General features: G+C 42.5%; 16 protein-coding genes and 2 pseudogenes. 9 read left to right on the top strand and 9 right to left on the bottom strand.

Annotated features, from left to right (window positions below; genetic code table 11):
• Positions 1-18: 18 nt before the first annotated feature.
• Positions 19-528 carry a DUF6622 family protein gene (locus AAC853_RS08990; protein ID WP_340614339.1) on the bottom strand — a complete coding sequence of 170 codons (510 nt, stop codon included), beginning with the start codon at positions 526-528 and terminating at the stop codon, positions 19-21.
• A gap of 270 nt (positions 529-798) precedes the next feature.
• Between AAC853_RS08990 and AAC853_RS08985 the strand changes: the two genes are divergently transcribed.
• Positions 799-1,395: a hypothetical protein gene (locus AAC853_RS08985; protein WP_338885463.1), complete on the top strand. Its 597-nt coding sequence runs from the start codon at positions 799-801 to the stop codon at positions 1,393-1,395.
• Positions 1,396-1,773: 378 nt separating this feature from the next.
• Positions 1,774-2,682 (top strand): DUF1266 domain-containing protein, encoded by a 909-nt coding sequence (locus AAC853_RS08980; protein ID WP_340614338.1) that lies wholly within the window; start codon positions 1,774-1,776, stop codon positions 2,680-2,682.
• Here the strand turns inward: AAC853_RS08980 and AAC853_RS08975 are convergent, their stop codons facing one another.
• Positions 2,683-2,949 carry a tail fiber assembly protein gene (locus AAC853_RS08975; protein ID WP_340614337.1) on the bottom strand — a complete coding sequence of 89 codons (267 nt, stop codon included), beginning with the start codon at positions 2,947-2,949 and terminating at the stop codon, positions 2,683-2,685.
• 17 nt (positions 2,950-2,966) lie between these two features.
• Here AAC853_RS08975 and AAC853_RS17835 point away from each other — a divergent pair.
• Positions 2,967-3,100: pseudogene (locus AAC853_RS17835) on the top strand (IS982 family transposase); the annotation flags it as partial.
• 554 nt (positions 3,101-3,654) lie between these two features.
• The gene (gene ltrA / locus AAC853_RS08970; RefSeq protein ID WP_340613479.1) at positions 3,655-4,992 is read left to right on the top strand and encodes a group II intron reverse transcriptase/maturase; all 1,338 of its coding nucleotides are present in this window, start codon (positions 3,655-3,657) and stop codon (positions 4,990-4,992) included.
• A gap of 152 nt (positions 4,993-5,144) precedes the next feature.
• Here the strand turns inward: ltrA and AAC853_RS08965 are convergent, their stop codons facing one another.
• Both AAC853_RS08965 and AAC853_RS08960 read right to left on the bottom strand, forming a co-directional pair.
• Positions 5,145-5,534, bottom strand: coding sequence for a VOC family protein (locus AAC853_RS08965; protein ID WP_340614336.1), 390 nt, complete (start codon positions 5,532-5,534; stop codon positions 5,145-5,147).
• Between the two features lie 77 nt (positions 5,535-5,611).
• Entirely contained in the window at positions 5,612-6,304 is a 693-nt protein-coding gene (locus AAC853_RS08960) for a helix-turn-helix transcriptional regulator (RefSeq protein WP_338885458.1), read from the bottom strand.
• Positions 6,305-6,558: 254 nt separating this feature from the next.
• Here AAC853_RS08960 and dauA point away from each other — a divergent pair.
• Positions 6,559-8,246: pseudogene (gene dauA / locus AAC853_RS08955) on the top strand (C4-dicarboxylic acid transporter DauA).
• A 127-nt stretch (positions 8,247-8,373) separates the two neighbouring features.
• Positions 8,374-9,285: a pepsin/retropepsin-like aspartic protease family protein gene (locus AAC853_RS08950; RefSeq protein ID WP_340614335.1), complete on the top strand. Its 912-nt coding sequence runs from the start codon at positions 8,374-8,376 to the stop codon at positions 9,283-9,285.
• A gap of 67 nt (positions 9,286-9,352) precedes the next feature.
• Here AAC853_RS08950 and kdsA read toward each other — a convergent pair whose 3' ends face one another.
• The 5 genes from kdsA to hemA form a co-directional block, all read right to left on the bottom strand.
• Positions 9,353-10,207 carry a 3-deoxy-8-phosphooctulonate synthase gene (gene kdsA, locus AAC853_RS08945; protein WP_273570881.1) on the bottom strand — a complete coding sequence of 285 codons (855 nt, stop codon included), beginning with the start codon at positions 10,205-10,207 and terminating at the stop codon, positions 9,353-9,355.
• 190 nt (positions 10,208-10,397) lie between these two features.
• The gene (sirB1, locus tag AAC853_RS08940) at positions 10,398-11,207 is read right to left on the bottom strand and encodes an invasion regulator SirB1 (RefSeq protein ID WP_340614334.1); all 810 of its coding nucleotides are present in this window, start codon (positions 11,205-11,207) and stop codon (positions 10,398-10,400) included.
• Positions 11,191-12,051 (bottom strand): peptide chain release factor N(5)-glutamine methyltransferase, encoded by an 861-nt coding sequence (gene prmC / locus AAC853_RS08935; RefSeq protein WP_340614333.1) that lies wholly within the window; start codon positions 12,049-12,051, stop codon positions 11,191-11,193. Before prmC ends, sirB1 begins: the two co-directional genes overlap by 17 nt.
• On the bottom strand, positions 12,051-13,133 hold the full coding sequence (gene prfA, locus AAC853_RS08930) for a peptide chain release factor 1 (protein WP_189759986.1): 1,083 nt from the start codon (positions 13,131-13,133) through the stop codon (positions 12,051-12,053). Before prfA ends, prmC begins: the two co-directional genes overlap by 1 nt.
• A gap of 30 nt (positions 13,134-13,163) precedes the next feature.
• Positions 13,164-14,426, bottom strand: a complete 1,263-nt coding sequence (gene hemA / locus AAC853_RS08925; protein WP_338885453.1) for a glutamyl-tRNA reductase — start codon at positions 14,424-14,426, stop codon at positions 13,164-13,166.
• 298 nt (positions 14,427-14,724) lie between these two features.
• Here hemA and lolB point away from each other — a divergent pair, with 298 nt between their 5' ends.
• From lolB to prs, 3 genes are read left to right on the top strand one after another with little or no spacing between them, the layout of a single operon-like run.
• Positions 14,725-15,342, top strand: coding sequence for a lipoprotein insertase outer membrane protein LolB (gene lolB, locus AAC853_RS08920; RefSeq protein ID WP_338885452.1), 618 nt, complete (start codon positions 14,725-14,727; stop codon positions 15,340-15,342).
• The gene (gene ispE / locus AAC853_RS08915) at positions 15,342-16,247 is read left to right on the top strand and encodes a 4-(cytidine 5'-diphospho)-2-C-methyl-D-erythritol kinase (RefSeq protein ID WP_338885451.1); all 906 of its coding nucleotides are present in this window, start codon (positions 15,342-15,344) and stop codon (positions 16,245-16,247) included. Before lolB ends, ispE begins: the two co-directional genes overlap by 1 nt.
• A 58-nt stretch (positions 16,248-16,305) precedes the next feature.
• Positions 16,306-17,253, top strand: coding sequence for a ribose-phosphate diphosphokinase (prs, locus tag AAC853_RS08910; RefSeq protein ID WP_120211349.1), 948 nt, complete (start codon positions 16,306-16,308; stop codon positions 17,251-17,253).
• Positions 17,254-17,629 lie beyond the last annotated feature (376 nt).

Raw genomic sequence — 17,629 nt, 5'->3', positions numbered from 1 at the left:
ATATAAAATAGTTTCACCTTATTCCTTTTTATTATTTTTTACATAGTGAATAAATAAATTAAGCGTTCCTCCCCAAAAGACACCATCCGATAGTCCACAAATAAAACCAAACAGTAAATTAAAATTGAAAGAATATAACAAATTAGAGTTAATACTCATCATGGCAGAAATAATAAACTTCACTATAAAAACAGTAAGGATCAGACTCAAATTCAAAGGCGTTCCTGAACGAATGATTGAGCCATCTCCATTACCTTTTCTTAATCTTGGTTGACTACGCCATAAGCCCCATCCGATACCCCCTCCCACAACAATACCGACAATAAGCGCCAGGAATGCCGAATTTGGAAATGTCGTTTCATTTAATACACTGTAAACTGCCCATATTAAAAACAAAACCGGCATAAAAAACAGCCGATCAATACGCATTTCCCTGTCATATAACGCATTGATACCCCGTTTAATCAGAAAAACAAATAAAATCCAAACCCAAATAGGAGTACCTTTAATAATGGCTAAAATTGACATATTACTCATCCTTATTACATTAAGCATTAAGCCCTTTACATTTTAAATAAAATAGTCCATCCTCCATATTTATTCATCATTAAGCGGTCAATTCTTAATATGATATGGGCAGAATCATTATGTCAGCATCAGTTACTGATAACAGGCAAGGGTAAAAGTAACAGATAGAAACAATATCAAAGATAAACCAATTACACTTTGATTGACATTACCAGTAACTCTATGAAAAATGAAAATTTCATATCTTTACTACAATACAGGAGATAAGCAGTGACATTTTTAGGAATAGTCAATAGTAAAGAATATAAGACATGGAAACACCCAACACCTTTTCTCCCTTGCTTTCATTTTCATGAAATCCATGAATCAGAATCGATAAAGATACCAGCGCAAGAAATAATCCAGGCTGTAAAAGACTTTGAAATGACCGATGATTTATTTATTAAAACTTTGTCCAAAATGAGAAATCTGCCAACTTATTTACTGAATAAATTAGGAAGAAAAAACAATGACCAAGAATTTGGCTTAAAAACTTTTACTTCACTTAATGAAAATAGTCATGAAATATCAATGGGATTAACGGGCAGATTTTGGCAAGCAGATTTAGGTATTATACCCCAACCTGACCTAGCATCATTTATCAGTTTTGATGATCATAAATCAGCTAAATTGGTACTGCGCTTTTTAGTCAAGGAACATCTTGATGGTTATCACTCACTAGTGACCGAAACATTTATTTTTTGCCCTAGTGATAGTGTTAAGAAAAAATTTACTTTTTACTGGTTTATAATTAGGCCAGCCAGTGGATTTATCCGCCAAAGAACGCTATCTGTAATAATTAACAAGTTAAAAAATAAACATACCTGAGACACGATTAATTTTCTTGTCAGGCAAATTTTTGTTATTTAACCCAATGAATATTAACTATACGCATTAAACTTCAAGTTGCAATTGACAACACGATATGAAAATTGATGTCTCCCCGCAAAGCGGGGAGACATCACACGCATCTTGAAATTAGATTGGTATAAATTCATTAAAATTAGTTAAGTCACCATTGTATGTCGTGTTTGATGCAGGAAACCTAAGGCCAGAGTGAATAACGTGAATTATCCAACCCAAACCCCGTCTTACGCCAGAGATATTACATTGATAACCTGAAATTAATCCGTTCTCTTTCCATTTTATAACTTATTAAAAATCTTTTTATCACCCCCCTTCAAACCACAAATAAAGGGATATTTTATGAGCAAATTACGTACAGCTGGATTATTCCTCGTTCTGCTGATGATTGGTTATAACCTTTATACTCATATTAATAGTATGGCTAACAATATGAATGGAGAAGCAGTTACCTTCTCACAAAACACCCTCCCACCCGTGACGAACGACGATTGGGGGATCATTGTAGGGGCACCTTATGCGCATTTAAATGATTATGCAGTCAACGACTATGCCCCCGAAACAGCAGAAGATAATGGTTTAACATCTTCATGGAAGATAAAAAACAGACAGGATTTAATTCATCAGTTATTTTGGCTTTCTATGGGTGGCCCTACTCGTGTTTTTTATGATATGAAAAACGAACTGGCAGGCATGACTAAAAATGAATTCGACAAACTACTTGCTGATATTGAACAAAGTCAGGAAGATGAGACTAAAAAACAAGAAATTATCTGGCAATATAAAATGATGTATAACAATACTCAGAATATTCAAAATATGGACTATTGGGTCTGGGATTATGTTAGATTTAGCATGCTCTGCCTGGAAGGTAGCCGCCTAAAATATATAACACCGGACGAAGCCAAAACGTGGACGCGTATGCTTGCACCACGTTTGCGTAAAACATATCGTAACTGGGCTGACTTGTGGCACACTTTTCTCATTAGCCGTTGGTTTTGGGCTGCTCAGGACAAAGCGTGGATGCAGAATCAGTCAAACATCAGTGACATTATTGATAATTTATTAAAGGAAAAAGACAGCCCCGCAAATATGATCTCGTGGGATGCGCAACTTTCTTCTACTGATACTTTACCCTTTGCTAAGGCTGTTGCCAGCTTGCAATTAAAAGATGAGAATGGTGAGATTGTCAGTACTGACGAAGTGAATAAAATTCTCCAACTATATCTGAATATCACAGATACCAATTAATTATCGCATCGACAATGAACAGGGGTCATGGTTATTCCGGCTGCCCAGATCATGGGATATCGGATGCGGTGGGGCAATCCCCCGTTTGAGCAGCACTCGGTATTTTCGCCAGGCAATTAATACGGATTTTTCGGCATCGGTTACGATATTTAGATTAATTGCATCCTGACAGATAACCTGAGATTTGCTTAAGAAGAGAACTAAAATGCCTGAGGCACGATCAACGTTTTTGCTAAAGAAAACAAAATCGCAGAGATCCTCAGGCATGTATAATTTAGAAGAACTGCGTCGATAACTGTTGCCAAAAATTTTGGCCTCTCTGGCATCAACAGCTCATTGAAAACAGATTACTCAAACGCCACCGTGAAGCTTCCACTTTCTCAGTGAGGTCATGATGATTTCCCATTTTGAGCGGTTCGCTAAGCTGCTCAGTGTCTTGCAGGTGAAAGTCCTGCCGCAGTAGTTGGTTGATTTGACTGCGTAGCTATGGCGTACGTGTGGATGGTGACTGAAACACGGGAGCAACGCCGGATAAACGTGACCCCTGACCCAGACTGTGGGTGCGCGCAAGTATGCAGCCCGTAACGCAAGTGAACCTGAACAAGCCTCGTAAATTTCAGCCATACAGTTATGCTGGGAGAGTGTGGTGTAGGGTGATCCTGCCGAGCCTTTAGAATGGGGGCGAAGGCCAGTGAATCATGATGGATTAACAACCATATGAAGTCATGACAGGGATCCGGGGTATTGAGGATGGGATGCATGTATAGCACTGAGTGGAACGAACGAGACCTCTACCTGTCGTAGTCTAACCCACTGCGTAATCAAAGATATAAGGTAACCGCTGAAATTCTGAGAGATGCAGGATAGAGGAGTCGGAGGAGGTCATAGTACTGTTGATGGTAGGGACAACATAACCTTACCGTAGGGAAGGACCTCTACTTCTGTCATGCCTGTTGTTACAGGAGGTACTACGTGATTGCGAAAGCTCTAAACACGGCATTTGAAAAGGTACGAGTACTGCAACGCAAGCTATACCTGGCAGCCAAGGCGGATCCAAAACGTAAATTTGGTGTTCTGTATGACAAGGTATGTAGTGGTCGTGTGCTTGTTATGGCATGGACGCAGGTTAAAGCCAATAAAGGTTCTTCAGGAATTGATAGGTTAACAATCGATAAGATTGAAACTGAAATTGGTGTAGGTAACTTTCTGCAAGACATCCAGAAGAAGCTAGTTCAAAAGAAGTACTCTCCTCAACCGGTGCGTAGGGTTTACATTCCTAAACCGGATGGAAAGGAAAGACCACTGGGCATACCTGTTATTGAAGATCGTGTAGTTCAGGCAGCAGTAAAGATAGTCATAGAACCGCTTTTCGAAGCGAGTTTTAAAGATTTTTCATATGGCTTTCGGCCTCGCAGAAATGCGCAGCAGGCGCTGAGAGAAATCTATAAGTGGCTAAATTTTAAATGTTACTGGGTGGTAGATGCTGATTTGAAGTCTTATTTTGACACTATCCCCCATGATAAATTGCTGTTATCGGTGAGAACCAGAGTCATAGATCGCTCAGTTGTGAAACTGATTGAAATGTGGCTGAAAGCTGGAGTAATGGAAGAGGGAAACCTGAAAGCGGGGATAGCAGGAACTCCACAAGGAGGCGTGATATCTCCACTACTGGCTAATCTTTACCTGCACTGGCTGGATCATATCTGGGAAAAAGAGGGATTCAATCAGCGTGAGCATGACGCTCATCTTGTTCGTTATGCCGATGACTTTGTCATTTTGTGTAAGAAAGCACCGAGGTTTTATCTGGCTCAAGCCTGTAAGGTACTTGATCAGCTTGGATTGACGCTAAATACCGAAAAGACGAAAGTCGTTCATGCAATAAAGTCACCGTTTGACTTTCTGGGGCACAGGTTTGCAGTGCAGCCGTCCAAAAGGGATGGAAAATTGAGAACCTATTACTACCCCTCACCAGAAGCGATGAAAAGAGTAAAGCGAAAGATTCGTGAAGTGACACGAAAAGGTCAGCATCGGGATCTTCCGGAGCTAATCAGAACAGAAATAAACCCAATCCTTAGAGGGTGGGGTAATTATTTCAAGACGTGCAACTCCCGGATGCATTTCAAAAGCATCGCAAATTACACGATATGGACACTCTGTATTATGTTGAGGAAGAAGCACAAGAAGCGAACTAAAGGATGGAGGGACCATCCGCCGAGCTGGTTCTACAAGTATCACGGGTTATTTAAGTTGTATAGTCTGTCGATAAACGGAAACGAAGTCAGTCGGTATGCTCGCCTTGTAACGTCGTAATGCAGCAGGAAGAAGACAGTCGGAAAGCCGTGTGCGGGAAAACCGCACGCACGGTTTGACGAGGGGCCGCTGGGGAGATGACATCAAACTTGAGGCCTACTCTACATTCCATATGAGCCATTATCGTGATTTTAAAACGTTTTATCATTCCCTTAATCCAAAGGACAAACCCGAATCATATGACCATCGGGATCTTTCACGAGAAAAGTGCGGCCAAAAACATCAGTGTAGGGTTCCTGCTGAATATCAATATTGGGATTTTGTTGCCATTTCTCAAAAAGTTGATCAACCTCTTCGCAAGTGGGCAACATAATACCCATTTCTGAAAATCTCGGCACGGTATTGTCTGGCTTTATTCCTCCACTCCAAATAGCAAAAATAGCTTCTTTACCCGCAGTAAATGCGACATAACGCGGGCTGGAAAAAACCGGTTCAGCATTAAAAATAGTTGAATAAAAGGCTGTAGAACGTTTGATATCAGAGACATAAATCAGTTGAAGATTAGGGCTTAACTTAAGCTTTGAATGTGTCAAGGTTAACATAAAAAACTCCAACAGTCAGATAACGGATTCAGTACATTAAGAACCCCCAAAGTAACAAACCCGTGTGACAGTTTTTGTCAGCAGCTAACACGATATTTTTCCGTTTCCCGCCATTCTTTAAGTAAAGACAGTCTTGAACGGGGATAACACCGTTGTTCTATCTTCAAATGACGCATTCTATCCGATCTGAAATGACGAAATGTTTTTCTTAATTCACACCAACCAATAACAATACTGATATTCTCAAAATATCCCAATGCAAATGGCCATATTGTTCTGGTTGATTGATTGTTTTTCAGATCTAAATAAGTGAAAGTAATTTTATGCCGATGACTGATCGCTTGCCGTATTTGCGAAATATCAACGGAAGGCGTAATTTTCGTAGCGGCAGGCCCAATTAATAGTGCATTTTCCTCAAGATATTGTTTGAGTTCTGTTGGGATCACGGCGGCAATTTTATTGATTGCACTATTGGCAGATGCTTTCAATTGTGAATCAGCGCGCCTAGTCACCCAACTGGCCCCTAATGCCAGGGCTTCTATCTCATTTTGCGTTAACATTAATGGAGGTAAGACAAATCCCGGCCGTAAGACATAACCAATACCCGCTTCTCCCTCGATATTTGCCCCTTGAACCTGCAAGGTCGCAATATCCCGATAAAGTGTCCTTAAACTAATCTTCAATTTCTGCGCCAATACTTTGCCCTGTATGGGAAAGTGATAACTACGTAATATTTCCATCAGAGTTAGCAAACGTTGTGCTCTAGACAATTTATCATATCCTTAGCTTTAACAAATTGATTTATATATATTTTATAATCATCATTCCATAATGGCTTTTAAACTGCATAATAGCAGTAAATCTGTCACTGATATCAATTTTATACGACGATTCACTCAAGGTGAAATAGGCACGTTAGTTAACTTTTTGACATATAACACTTTTCTGAGCTGATAAAAGCGATATGCTAATATCACTTTTATCAGCTCATCATCTGCTATCTTATTTCTGGGTTCTCAATTAAATGAACACTCGTAAAATTAAGGGAATACGTCCATTTAGTGCGCTTATTGACGCTTGTTGGAAAGAAACTTACTCTTTTCACCGTTTTATCAAAGATATAATTGCTGGGATCACCGTGGGAATCATTGCTATTCCACTAGCAATGGCTCTGGCAATCGGCAGTGGTGTTGCACCACAATACGGCCTGTATACTGCGGCTATTGCCGGCATGATTATTGCTGTGACCGGAGGATCACGCTATAGCGTTTCCGGCCCAACAGCTGCTTTTGTGGTGATACTCTATCCTGTATCGCAACAATTTGGCCTCAGTGGTTTGCTCATTGCCACGCTCATGTCAGGCATTATCTTGCTTATCATGGGATTAGCGCGATTAGGCCGATTGATTGAGTATATTCCACTCTCTGTTACGCTTGGATTCACTTCTGGTATTGCCATTACCATCGCTACCATGCAAGTGCAAAATTTCTTCGGCCTGAAATTAGACCATGTACCGGAAAATTATATTAATAAGGTGATTGCCCTTTCCCAAGCGTTTCCTTCATTACAACTGAGCGATACCCTTATTGGTTTAACAACCCTGCTGGTCTTGATTTTCTGGCCAAAACTCAGGATAAAGTTACCAGGTCACTTACCCGCTTTAATAGCAGGTACAGGTATCATGGGGATCATGCATCTGTTAGGTCATGATGTGGCAACAATTGGTTCATCATTTAGCTATACGCTGGAAGAAGGTACACAAGGCCAAGGTATTCCCCCCATTCTTCCCCAATTTGTCCTGCCGTGGCAATTGCCTGACACTCATTCTCTTGATATTAGCTGGAATACAATATCAGCATTACTGCCCGCTGCATTTTCTATGGCAATGTTAGGCGCAATTGAATCCCTGTTGTGCGCCGTTATTCTTGATGGCATGACCGGAAAAAAACATCATTCCAACAGTGAATTGATCGGTCAGGGAATGGGTAATATTGTCGCCCCCTTCTTTGGTGGGATCACCGCAACTGCGGCTATCGCGCGTTCAGCCGCCAATGTGCGGGCAGGGGCAACCTCACCCATTGCCGCTGTCGTTCACTCCCTGCTGGTATTGTTGGCCCTGCTGGTTCTTGCCCCAATACTTTCTTATTTACCGCTTGCCGCTATGTCAGCCATTTTGTTGATTGTGGCGTGGAATATGAGCGAAGCCCATAAGGTTGTGGATCTCATCCGCCGTGCCCCCAAAGACGATATCATCGTGATGTTGCTGTGTATGTCATTAACGGTGCTGTTTGATATGGTAGTGGCAATCACGATAGGCATTGTGCTGGCTTCACTGCTGTTTATGCGCAAAATTGCCAATATGACACAAATCAGCATTTCTCCCGCAACGAATCATGATGCCGGTTTATTGGTTGTGCGAATTAATGGCCCCCGTTTTTCGCAGCCGCAGAGCGTATTTTTACTGAACTGAAAGAACAAGGCACCGATTATCACACCATTATTATGCAGTGGGATGCTGTTCCGGTTCTGGATGCAGGTGGGCTACATGCTTTTCAAGCATTCGTTCGGGAAATGGGAAAAGAGAAACATCTCGTTGTGTGCGATATCTCCTTCCAGCCTTTGAAAACGCTGGCACGAGCCAAAGTCGAGCCAATTAAAGGACAATTGAGTTTTTATGCCACTTTATCCAAAGCACTGAAAGAAATAGATTAATCTAAATCCCCAGATAAGAATATTGGATGCTTTTTTTGGTCTAATATTCTTATTGCGAATTTCAAGAGAAGCCCATTTTTCACCCCAAAGTTTGACTTAAATCTAAACGCAGATAGGGAGAATTTTCATGCTTTTTTCATTCAATAAACGTCTCACGATAATTGCACTTACCGTTTTTTCTTCCATTACGCCATTGTTTGTCACAAACTCCATGGCTGCTGAAGAAGTCATGTATATAGATTTTCAGTTTGATGAATTTTCTATGCCGATAGCAAATCTCGAAATTGATGGAAAAAAGCAAAACTTAATGTTCGACACGGGATCATCTCGAGGATTCCATTTAACGAAAGAGGTTATGTCGAAAATCTCAGGCTTAGTGATAATGCCGGAAAAAGCACGCTCTACTGACATTACTGGCAAAGTTTATTTTAATGACCAATTTAACATTCCCAAACTTTCGATAAACGGAATGGTATTTAAGGATATTACCGGCGTTTCGCTAAAACCATGGGGAGTGACCTTGTTAGGTAAAGAAAAGAAACTTCCCACTTCGATGGTAATGGGCCTTGGTTTATTCAAAGATAAAGTTATTATTATTGATTACAAAAAACAACGATTGTCAGTTTCTGACCATTTGCAAGCATTGGGCGTCAATGTGGTTAATGGTTGGCGCGAATTACCGCTGAGACTCACGCATGAAGGTATTGTTGTCAAAGTTTCACAAAACACCAAGAGTTACAACATGATTCTGGATACTGGTGCAACAGCTTCCGTTTTTTGGCAAAAAAGGCTGCAATCACCTCCCGTTATTCTTCCCTGTGGGGCATTAATAAAAGAGCTGGCCAATGAAAAATGTACTGTATCGGCATTTCAACTTGATGAGGCAGGCACTAAAGACATAAAACTGAATTCAATGCTGGTTGATGGGGATTTTAATCAGTTCAATGCGGATGGACTCATTGGAAATAACTTCTTCAATCAATATGCAGTATTAATTGATTTTCCCGGCAAGAGATTATTTATTAAAGATAATGCGTAAAAAATAAGCGGTCACAGGGCAATATTTCTGCAACCGCATTATCAAAAAATCAAAACAGCTCCCGTGATTATTTGCTGGTATCCAGCTCTGGGAAACTTTTCACTACATCGTCAATGGCTTTCATCTGCATCAGGAATGGTTCCAGTTTTGCCAATGGTAATGCTGATGGGCCATCACATTTTGCATTTTCTGGATCAGGATGAGCTTCAAGGAACAAACCGGCAATTCCTACCGCCATACCAGCACGAGCCAGTTCTGACACTTGCGCACGACGACCGCCGGAAGCCGCACCCAATGGATCACGGCACTGTAATGAGTGAGTAACATCAAAAATCACTGGCGAACCCTGGGTTGCCTGTTTCATGACACCAAAGCCCAACATATCGACGACCAGGTTGTCGTAACCAAAATTACTGCCGCGATCACACAGTATTACCTGATCGTTACCACCCTCTTTAAATTTTTCAACAATATTTCCCATCTGCCCTGGGCTAACGAACTGCGGTTTTTTGACATTGATAACTGCGCCCGTTTTTGCCATCGCCTCAACCAAATCAGTCTGGCGGGCAAGGAAAGCAGGAAGCTGGATAACATCAACCACCTCTGCAACAACTTGGGCTTGGGCGGGTTCATGTACATCCGTGATGATTTTCACGCCAAAAGTCTGTTTCAGCTCCTGAAAGATCCTCATCCCCTCTTCCAGACCAGGCCCGCGATAGGAGTGGATCGAAGAACGGTTAGCCTTATCAAAAGACGCCTTAAAAACATAAGGAATGCCCAGTTTTTGCGTTACGGTCACATAGTGTTCACAAATACGCATGGCCAAATCCCGTGACTCAAGGACATTCATTCCACCAAACAGTACAAAAGGCAGATCATTTGCGACCTTGATGTCACCAATATTAACCACTTTCTGTTGCATGTTTATACCTTCTCTTGTTAAGGACAAATAATTTGCTGTATCCATAAAAATAAATAAGGAGCAAGGAAATGCTGCCTTATATACCAATCGTCTTTCAAGATGCGTCTTATATCTCTCCACGTAGCGGGGAGATATAAGCAATCACATTGATTTGCAAGCTGCAACTTGACGTTGGATTGGTATAACACCTTTAATGGAGAATGATCGCTCTCTGATCAATGGTGTTAATCTGCATTTTTATCATTTCTGAGATCGGATCCTCAGGGCAATGTTCGACAAAATAACTCAAATCTGAAACAGCAATGTGATTACAATCGAGTTGCGCATAAATTAGCCCTCGGTCGCGAATTTCATATGGGTCTTCGGGATCGAACATCAGCACGACTTCGCTGGCTTTTAACGCCAATTCCATTTTTTTCTCTTCCATTAAGGAAATTTTGATAATATCAGTCACTTTTCGCACAATGCTGTTATTATCGGCTTCCTGTAAGTCCTTATTTTCTAAACGAACCATCAGGCCAATATTACATTTCAGCCAGACATCAAGGATATGTTCGTTGAGCATATCGCCATTCATCGGGTTAATAAACCATGTCGGCTCATCAGCCAAATCAATCCGTAAGATTAACTGTGTCGGGAATATAACAGGCTGTACGGGCAATGCCAGCGCCTGAGCTATATGGGTAAATATCGTTCCCAATGTGACGGGAGCGCCTTGGCGTGAACGCAATACATTATCCAACCACAAGGTATCAGATAAACAATACACCCCATTCGCGCCACCAAATTTCCATTCTCGATAAAACAGCATCAATAATGCGTGTAATTTTGCTTTGGTGTCAGTAATAGAGGTAAGTTTTTGGCGCGCTTCTTCAACCAATACCGTTAATTGCTCAGTCACCATTGTGTGGGGGAAATCAGGACGAATGGCCCGTGTTACCAGAATAATACCATCTATCAGGGAGGCATTATTGAATTCATAATTAACTATGGTTTGCATTTTTATTCCATTGACCTACCGTGATACGTTCGTTACCACCATAATCCTGAAAAGTTGCTATCTGTTGATAACCTTTTTCCAAAAATAGGTTTCTGACAACGATTCCCTGTTTCCAGCCATGTTCCAATAATAGCCATCCGTTTGGTAACAGGAAGTGGCGAGCCTGCTCTATAATTGTCTGCAAATCTGCTATGCCATTTTGTGCAGCGATCAATGCAGTGGCTGGTTCAAACCTGACATCTCCTTCGCGCAGATGAGGGTCAAGCTCATCAATATAGGGAGGATTACTGACAATCATATCAAATTGTCTTTCCCCAACCGCAGAAAACCACTCACTTTGCAGAAAATTCACATTGTGAACAGACAATTTTTCCGCGTTTCTGGCAGCATTATGTCTTGCCAATGCGACTGCATCAGGGTTGATATCCACCCCAGTGACATAGCAATCATGTCGCTCACTTGCCAGCGCCAATGCAATTGCCCCTGTTCCCGTGCCAAGATCCAGGATTCGAGCCGATGATGCAGGCAATAGTTCCAAGGCTTTTTCCACCAGGCATTCCGTATCAGGACGCGGGATTAACGTTGCTGGTGATACAGTCAGGGGCAGCGACCAAAATTCACGCTCTCCCACAATATAAGCAATCGGTTCACCCTGGATGCGACGAGCCAGCAAGGTATCAAGCTGGCTAACTTCTTTTGGAGAAATTGGTGTCTCATGGAATGCAATTAAATAAGTGCGGGAACGCCCTGTTACGTGTTGCAACAGAATTTCTGCATCACGCTTAGGGCTGTCACTTTCAGCCAACTGTATAGTTGCATGTCGAAGCCAATGTTGATAATTCATCAATCCTGCTCTGACAATGCGGATAATTGGTCTGCTTGATATTCAGTAATGATAGGTTGGATAAGCATATCCAGTTTGCCTTCCATCACTTCTTCAAGGCGGTATAACGTCAGGTTGATACGGTGATCGGTAACGCGTCCCTGTGGGAAGTTATAAGTGCGGTTGCGATCTGAACGGTCACCGGAGCCAAGCAAGTTACGGCGTTCAGAAGCCTCCGCTTCCTGACGCTTTTGCATCTCAGCGGCACGGATACGCGCAGCAAGCACAGACATCGCTTTGGCTTTGTTCTTGTGCTGTGAACGCTCATCCTGACATTCCACGACAATCCCCGTCGGCAAGTGGGTAATCCGAATTGCCGAGTCAGTGGTGTTAACGTGCTGCCCGCCCGCGCCGGAAGAGCGATAAGTATCAATTTTCAGATCGCCTGGATTAATGTCCGGTAATTCCGCTTCCGGGATTTCTGGCAGGATAGCGACTGTACACGCAGAAGTATGGATGCGCCCCTGGGATTCTGTTTCCGGCACTCGCTGAACACGATGACCACCAGACTCAAATTTCAGGTGTCCATAAACTTGCTCACCAGAAATTTTGGCAATCACTTCTTTATATCCGCCATGTTCACCTTCATTGGCACTCATGAGTTCCACTTTCCAGCGACGAGATTCAGCATAACGGCTATACATACGGAATAAATCTCCGGCAAATATCGCAGCTTCATCCCCCCCCGTTCCGGCACGAACTTCAAGGAAACAGTTGCGCTCATCATCCGGATCTTTCGGTAATAACAACAATTGCAATTGCTGTTCCAACTCTTCATTACGAATTTTTGCGCTTTTGAGTTCTTCCTGCGCCATTTCCCGCATTTCGGGATCATCAAGCATCATCTCGGCTGTTTCAATATCATCCTGAACGCTTTTCCAGGCTTTAAAACAGTTAGTCACATCCGTCAGTTGAGCATATTCTTTTGATAATGCGCGAAAACGCTCTTGATCAGCAATGACTTCAGCATCACCGAGGTGAGCCAAAACTTCTTCATGGCGTTCTTGTAGTGCTTCCAATTTAGCGACAATAGAAGGCTTCATTCGTAATATCAGACCTTATTAAGAATAGGGTTAGTTATGATCCAGCCCAAGGCTGTCCCGTAATAGATTCAGGCGTTCCAAATCGCCATCACTGGCAGCCTGTTGGAGAGATTTAGTCGGTGTATGGATCAGACGATTCGTCAACTGGTAGGTCAATTGGTTAATGATCTGTTCAGCATCAGCACCCTGCCTTATGGACATCAATGCCTTTGCCGTCATCTCAGCCCTAATTTTCTCTGCCTGCTCTCGATATTCGCGAATTGTATTAACAGCGCCTTGAGAACGCAACCAATCCATGAAATGGCTGCTTTCTTGTTGCACAATCCCTTCCGCAACCACTGCCGCAGCTTTACGTTGGGCAAGATTTTGCTGAATGATAGCCTGTAAATCATCCACGCTGTACAGATAAACATCACTCAATTTTTCCACATCTGGTTCAATATCGCGAGGAACGGCAATGTCAATCAGCAACATGGGTTGGTTACGACGTAATTTCAATGCCCTTTCGACCATACCTTTGCCAATGATCGGCAATGGGCTGGCCGTGGAGCTAATGACAATATCCGCTTCAGCCAATCGGGTATCGATATCCGGCAGGGAAATGACTTCGGCGTTGACTTCACTGGCAAGCATCTGTGCCCGCTCTTTTGTCCGGTTGGCGATCATCATGTGGTTTACGCCATGCTCTTTTAGATGACGGGCAACCAGTTCAATCGTTTCCCCCGCGCCCACCAGCAGGATATTCAGTTGGGAAAGGGATTCGAAAATTTGCCGTGCAAGTGTACAGGCCGCAAATGCGACAGAAACAGCATTGGCGCCAATTTCGGTTTCTGTTCTGATCCGCTTAGCCACCGAGAAAGATTTTTGGAATAAGCGTTCCAGTTCACTCGACAAAGAGTGATAATTTTGCGACTCAGAAAAAGCCTTTTTCACCTGTCCCAAAATCTGCGGTTCCCCCAATACCAGGGAATCCAGGCCGCTTGCAACTCGCATCAAATGGCTGACGGCCTCATTGTCCAAATGCCAATAGAGGCTGCCTGTCAAATCATCAGGGTTAAGCTGATGATATTTGCATAACCAATTAATTAACTGTTCTTTTAAATTACCCTGCTGTTCAACGCTGAGATAAAGCTCTGTACGGTTGCAGGTAGACAGTACGACGCCACCTCGCACCAGGGGTTGCTGGAGCAAGTCATCAAGCGCTAATCCTAGCGTGTCAGGAGAAAAGGCCACCCGCTCACGTAAAGAAACAGGCGCTGTTCTATGGTTGATACCGAGTGCTAATAAAGTCATCTTAACTACATTGAGTTATCACGGGAAGCAAGACTATGATGATATTGATAATTATTCTCATAAACTCACACCCTTCATAAGGACTCTCATTGGTCGAGCATTCTACTTGATGCATCAGTTCAATAAAAGTCAATCAGGTGATTATGCGATAATTTTATTCGAGAATTCTCAGCGAACTTTCGCTAAATTACCTTCTATGATTATAGTTTCGGGAGAGCATACTTTAAGTTGTTATATAAATATTGCCATATTTATAATCGACAAAATGCTAAACTCGCTTACCACCAAGGGTTACCGTATGAAAATGTCTGTTTTTTTTCGCTTACTTCCCCTCTCCGGCGTTTTACTGACTGCCTGTACAGTCACACAACCCCCTATGGGCACGGGATCAGCGGATACACCACAATGGCACGCCCGTGAACAGCAACTGCAAAAATTAGGGCATTACCAAACCCGAGGTTCTTTCGCTTATCTGGCCGATGAAAAAAAAGTGTACGCCCGATTTTTCTGGCAACAATATTCCTCTGACAATTATAAGTTACTGTTGCTCAATCCATTGGGTACAACAGAATTGGAATTATTCGTCGAACCAAATATGATTCAGGTCACTGACAATAATGGTAAAAAATATCTCAGTGATAAACCCGAATCTTTGATTTACCAACTGACCAATATGAATATTCCTCTGGATAATCTACGAAGCTGGATTATCGGTCTACCCGGTAGTGCCAAAGATTTTCAGTTGGATACAAATTACCTGCTTAAATCCGTTAGTGACAAAAAAAATGGGGAGATTTGGCGCGTAAATTATCAAGGATACGATACAACGATCACGCCAGCTTTACCTACTCGACTGGAACTGACACAAGGGAACAACCGTATAAAATTAAAGATGGATAATTGGACGATTCAATAATGACTTTAACCTGGCCTTCTCCGGCAAAATTGAATTTATTTTTGTATATAACAGGGCAGCGGCCTGACGGCTACCACGAACTGCAAACACTGTTTCAATTTTTAGATTATGGCGATGAAATCACCATCTCCCCACGTCAAGATAACCAAATCCGCTTGCTGACTCCGGTTGCAGGCGTAGCCCATGATGACAATTTAATCGTGCGGGCAGCCCGGTTGTTGCAAAACCATCTATTACAAAAACGTGCCGTACCGAATCTTAATGCGAATATTCAATCTGTCACCGAACATTTGGGAGCCGATATTCGCGTTGATAAATGTCTGCCAATGGGCGGAGGTTTAGGGGGTGGTTCTTCCAATGCCGCGACGGTATTGATTGCCCTCAATCACCATTGGCAAGCCAATCTGTCCGATGATGAATTAGCACAGCTTGGTGTATGCCTGGGGGCAGACGTTCCTGTCTTTGTCAAAGGCCACGCCGCTTTTGCCGAAGGCATTGGAGAAAAACTCCAGCCTGCTTCACCGGAAGAAAAATGGTTTTTGGTTGCTCACCCTGGAATTGAAATATCAACCCCAACAATTTTTACTGATCCTGAATTAAAAAGAAATTCTCCGATTCGCTCTCTACCCGCATTATTACAGGCCCCATTTGCAAATGATTGTGAACCAATCGCAAGAAAACGTTTTCGTAAGGTTGAACAGCTTCTTTTATGGCTGTTAGAATACGCACCGTCACGCCTGACTGGAACCGGTGCATGTGTTTTCGGCGAGTTCGAATCAGAAGCATCGGCCCGTAAGGTGTTAAATGAAACTCCAGAGTGGATGCAGAGTTTTGTTGCGCGTGGCGTTAACATTTCTCCATTGCATACATTCCGCTCTGGGATACCCATGTTATTGAACCAATGAGCATATTTGTTTGATTGGTCAACAATATCTCTCTGGACGCAAGCCTGAGGTTTTTCTCGTGCCCGATATGAAGCTTTTTGCTGGTAATGCCACACCTGAACTAGCACAACGTGTTGCCAACCGCCTATATACTAACTTGGGAGATGCTGCTGTCGGTCGTTTCAGCGACGGTGAAGTTAGTGTTCAAATCAATGAAAATGTACGCGGTGGTGATGTTTTCATCATCCAGTCTACCTGTGCCCCCACCAACGACAACCTGATGGAATTAGTGGTTATGGTCGATGCGCTACGTCGTGCTTCTGCCGGCCGTATTACCGCTGTTATTCCTTACTTCGGTTATGCCCGTCAGGATCGCCGTGTCCGTTCGGCACGTGTACCTATCACTGCAAAAGTTGTTGCTGATTTTCTGTCCAGCGTTGGTGTAGACCGTGTTCTCACTGTTGACCTACACGCCGAGCAGATCCAAGGTTTCTTTGATGTCCCGGTTGATAATGTATTTGGTAGCCCAATCCTTCTGGAAGATATGCTCCAGAAAGAACTGGAAAACCCCATTGTTGTCTCGCCAGATATCGGTGGTGTTGTTCGCGCCCGTGCGATTGCTAAGCTGTTGAACGATACAGATATGGCTATCATCGATAAACGTCGCCCACGTGCAAACGTTTCTCAGGTGATGCATATTATTGGCGATGTTGCTGGCCGTGATTGCGTTCTGGTCGATGACATGATCGATACAGGTGGCACACTGTGCAAAGCGGCTGAGGCATTGAAAGAGCGCGGAGCGAAACGGGTGTTTGCTTATGCAACCCACCCTATTTTCTCTGGCAATGCAGTGGAAAACATCAAGAACTCAGTGATCGATGAATTTGTGGTCTGTGACACAATTCCTCTGTCTGATGAGATTAAGGCGTTGAACAAAGTTCGTACTTTGACACTGTCTGGTATGCTGGCTGAAGCCATTCGCCGTATCAGCAATGAAGAATCAATCTCTGCGATGTTTGAGCATTAATGTTTAAGTTTTAGCGTCAATATTAAACGCTAACTTATTCAAGTGATTAAATAAATCATTGCTTGAAAAACCCCGTTGCTGCATTTGCAGCAGCGGGGTTTTCTGTTTTTTTAATATATTTAGCTAATGTTTTCTCTTTGAATTAATAACAATTAAAATATTATTATCTAAAAAATAATTAAAAATATCAAAATGTTAATCTAATGCCTTAAATTTCACCCAATAAAATAAAACGATTAAATAACCATATAATCTAATGTTAATATCCCATAAACATTTCAATCCATCTGGTACGTCCAGTTCCTAACACTCTAACAATACTGGTGTCATTGAATAGTTACTGCTAACCTGTCGCACGCTTAATGGAATTGGTTTT

The organism is Xenorhabdus thailandensis (genome assembly GCF_037996785.1).
GTDB lineage: Bacteria > Pseudomonadota > Gammaproteobacteria > Enterobacterales > Enterobacteriaceae > Xenorhabdus > Xenorhabdus griffiniae.
Note: the sequence above shows the minus strand (reverse complement) of the source record. Positions and strands in the feature narration are given on the sequence as shown.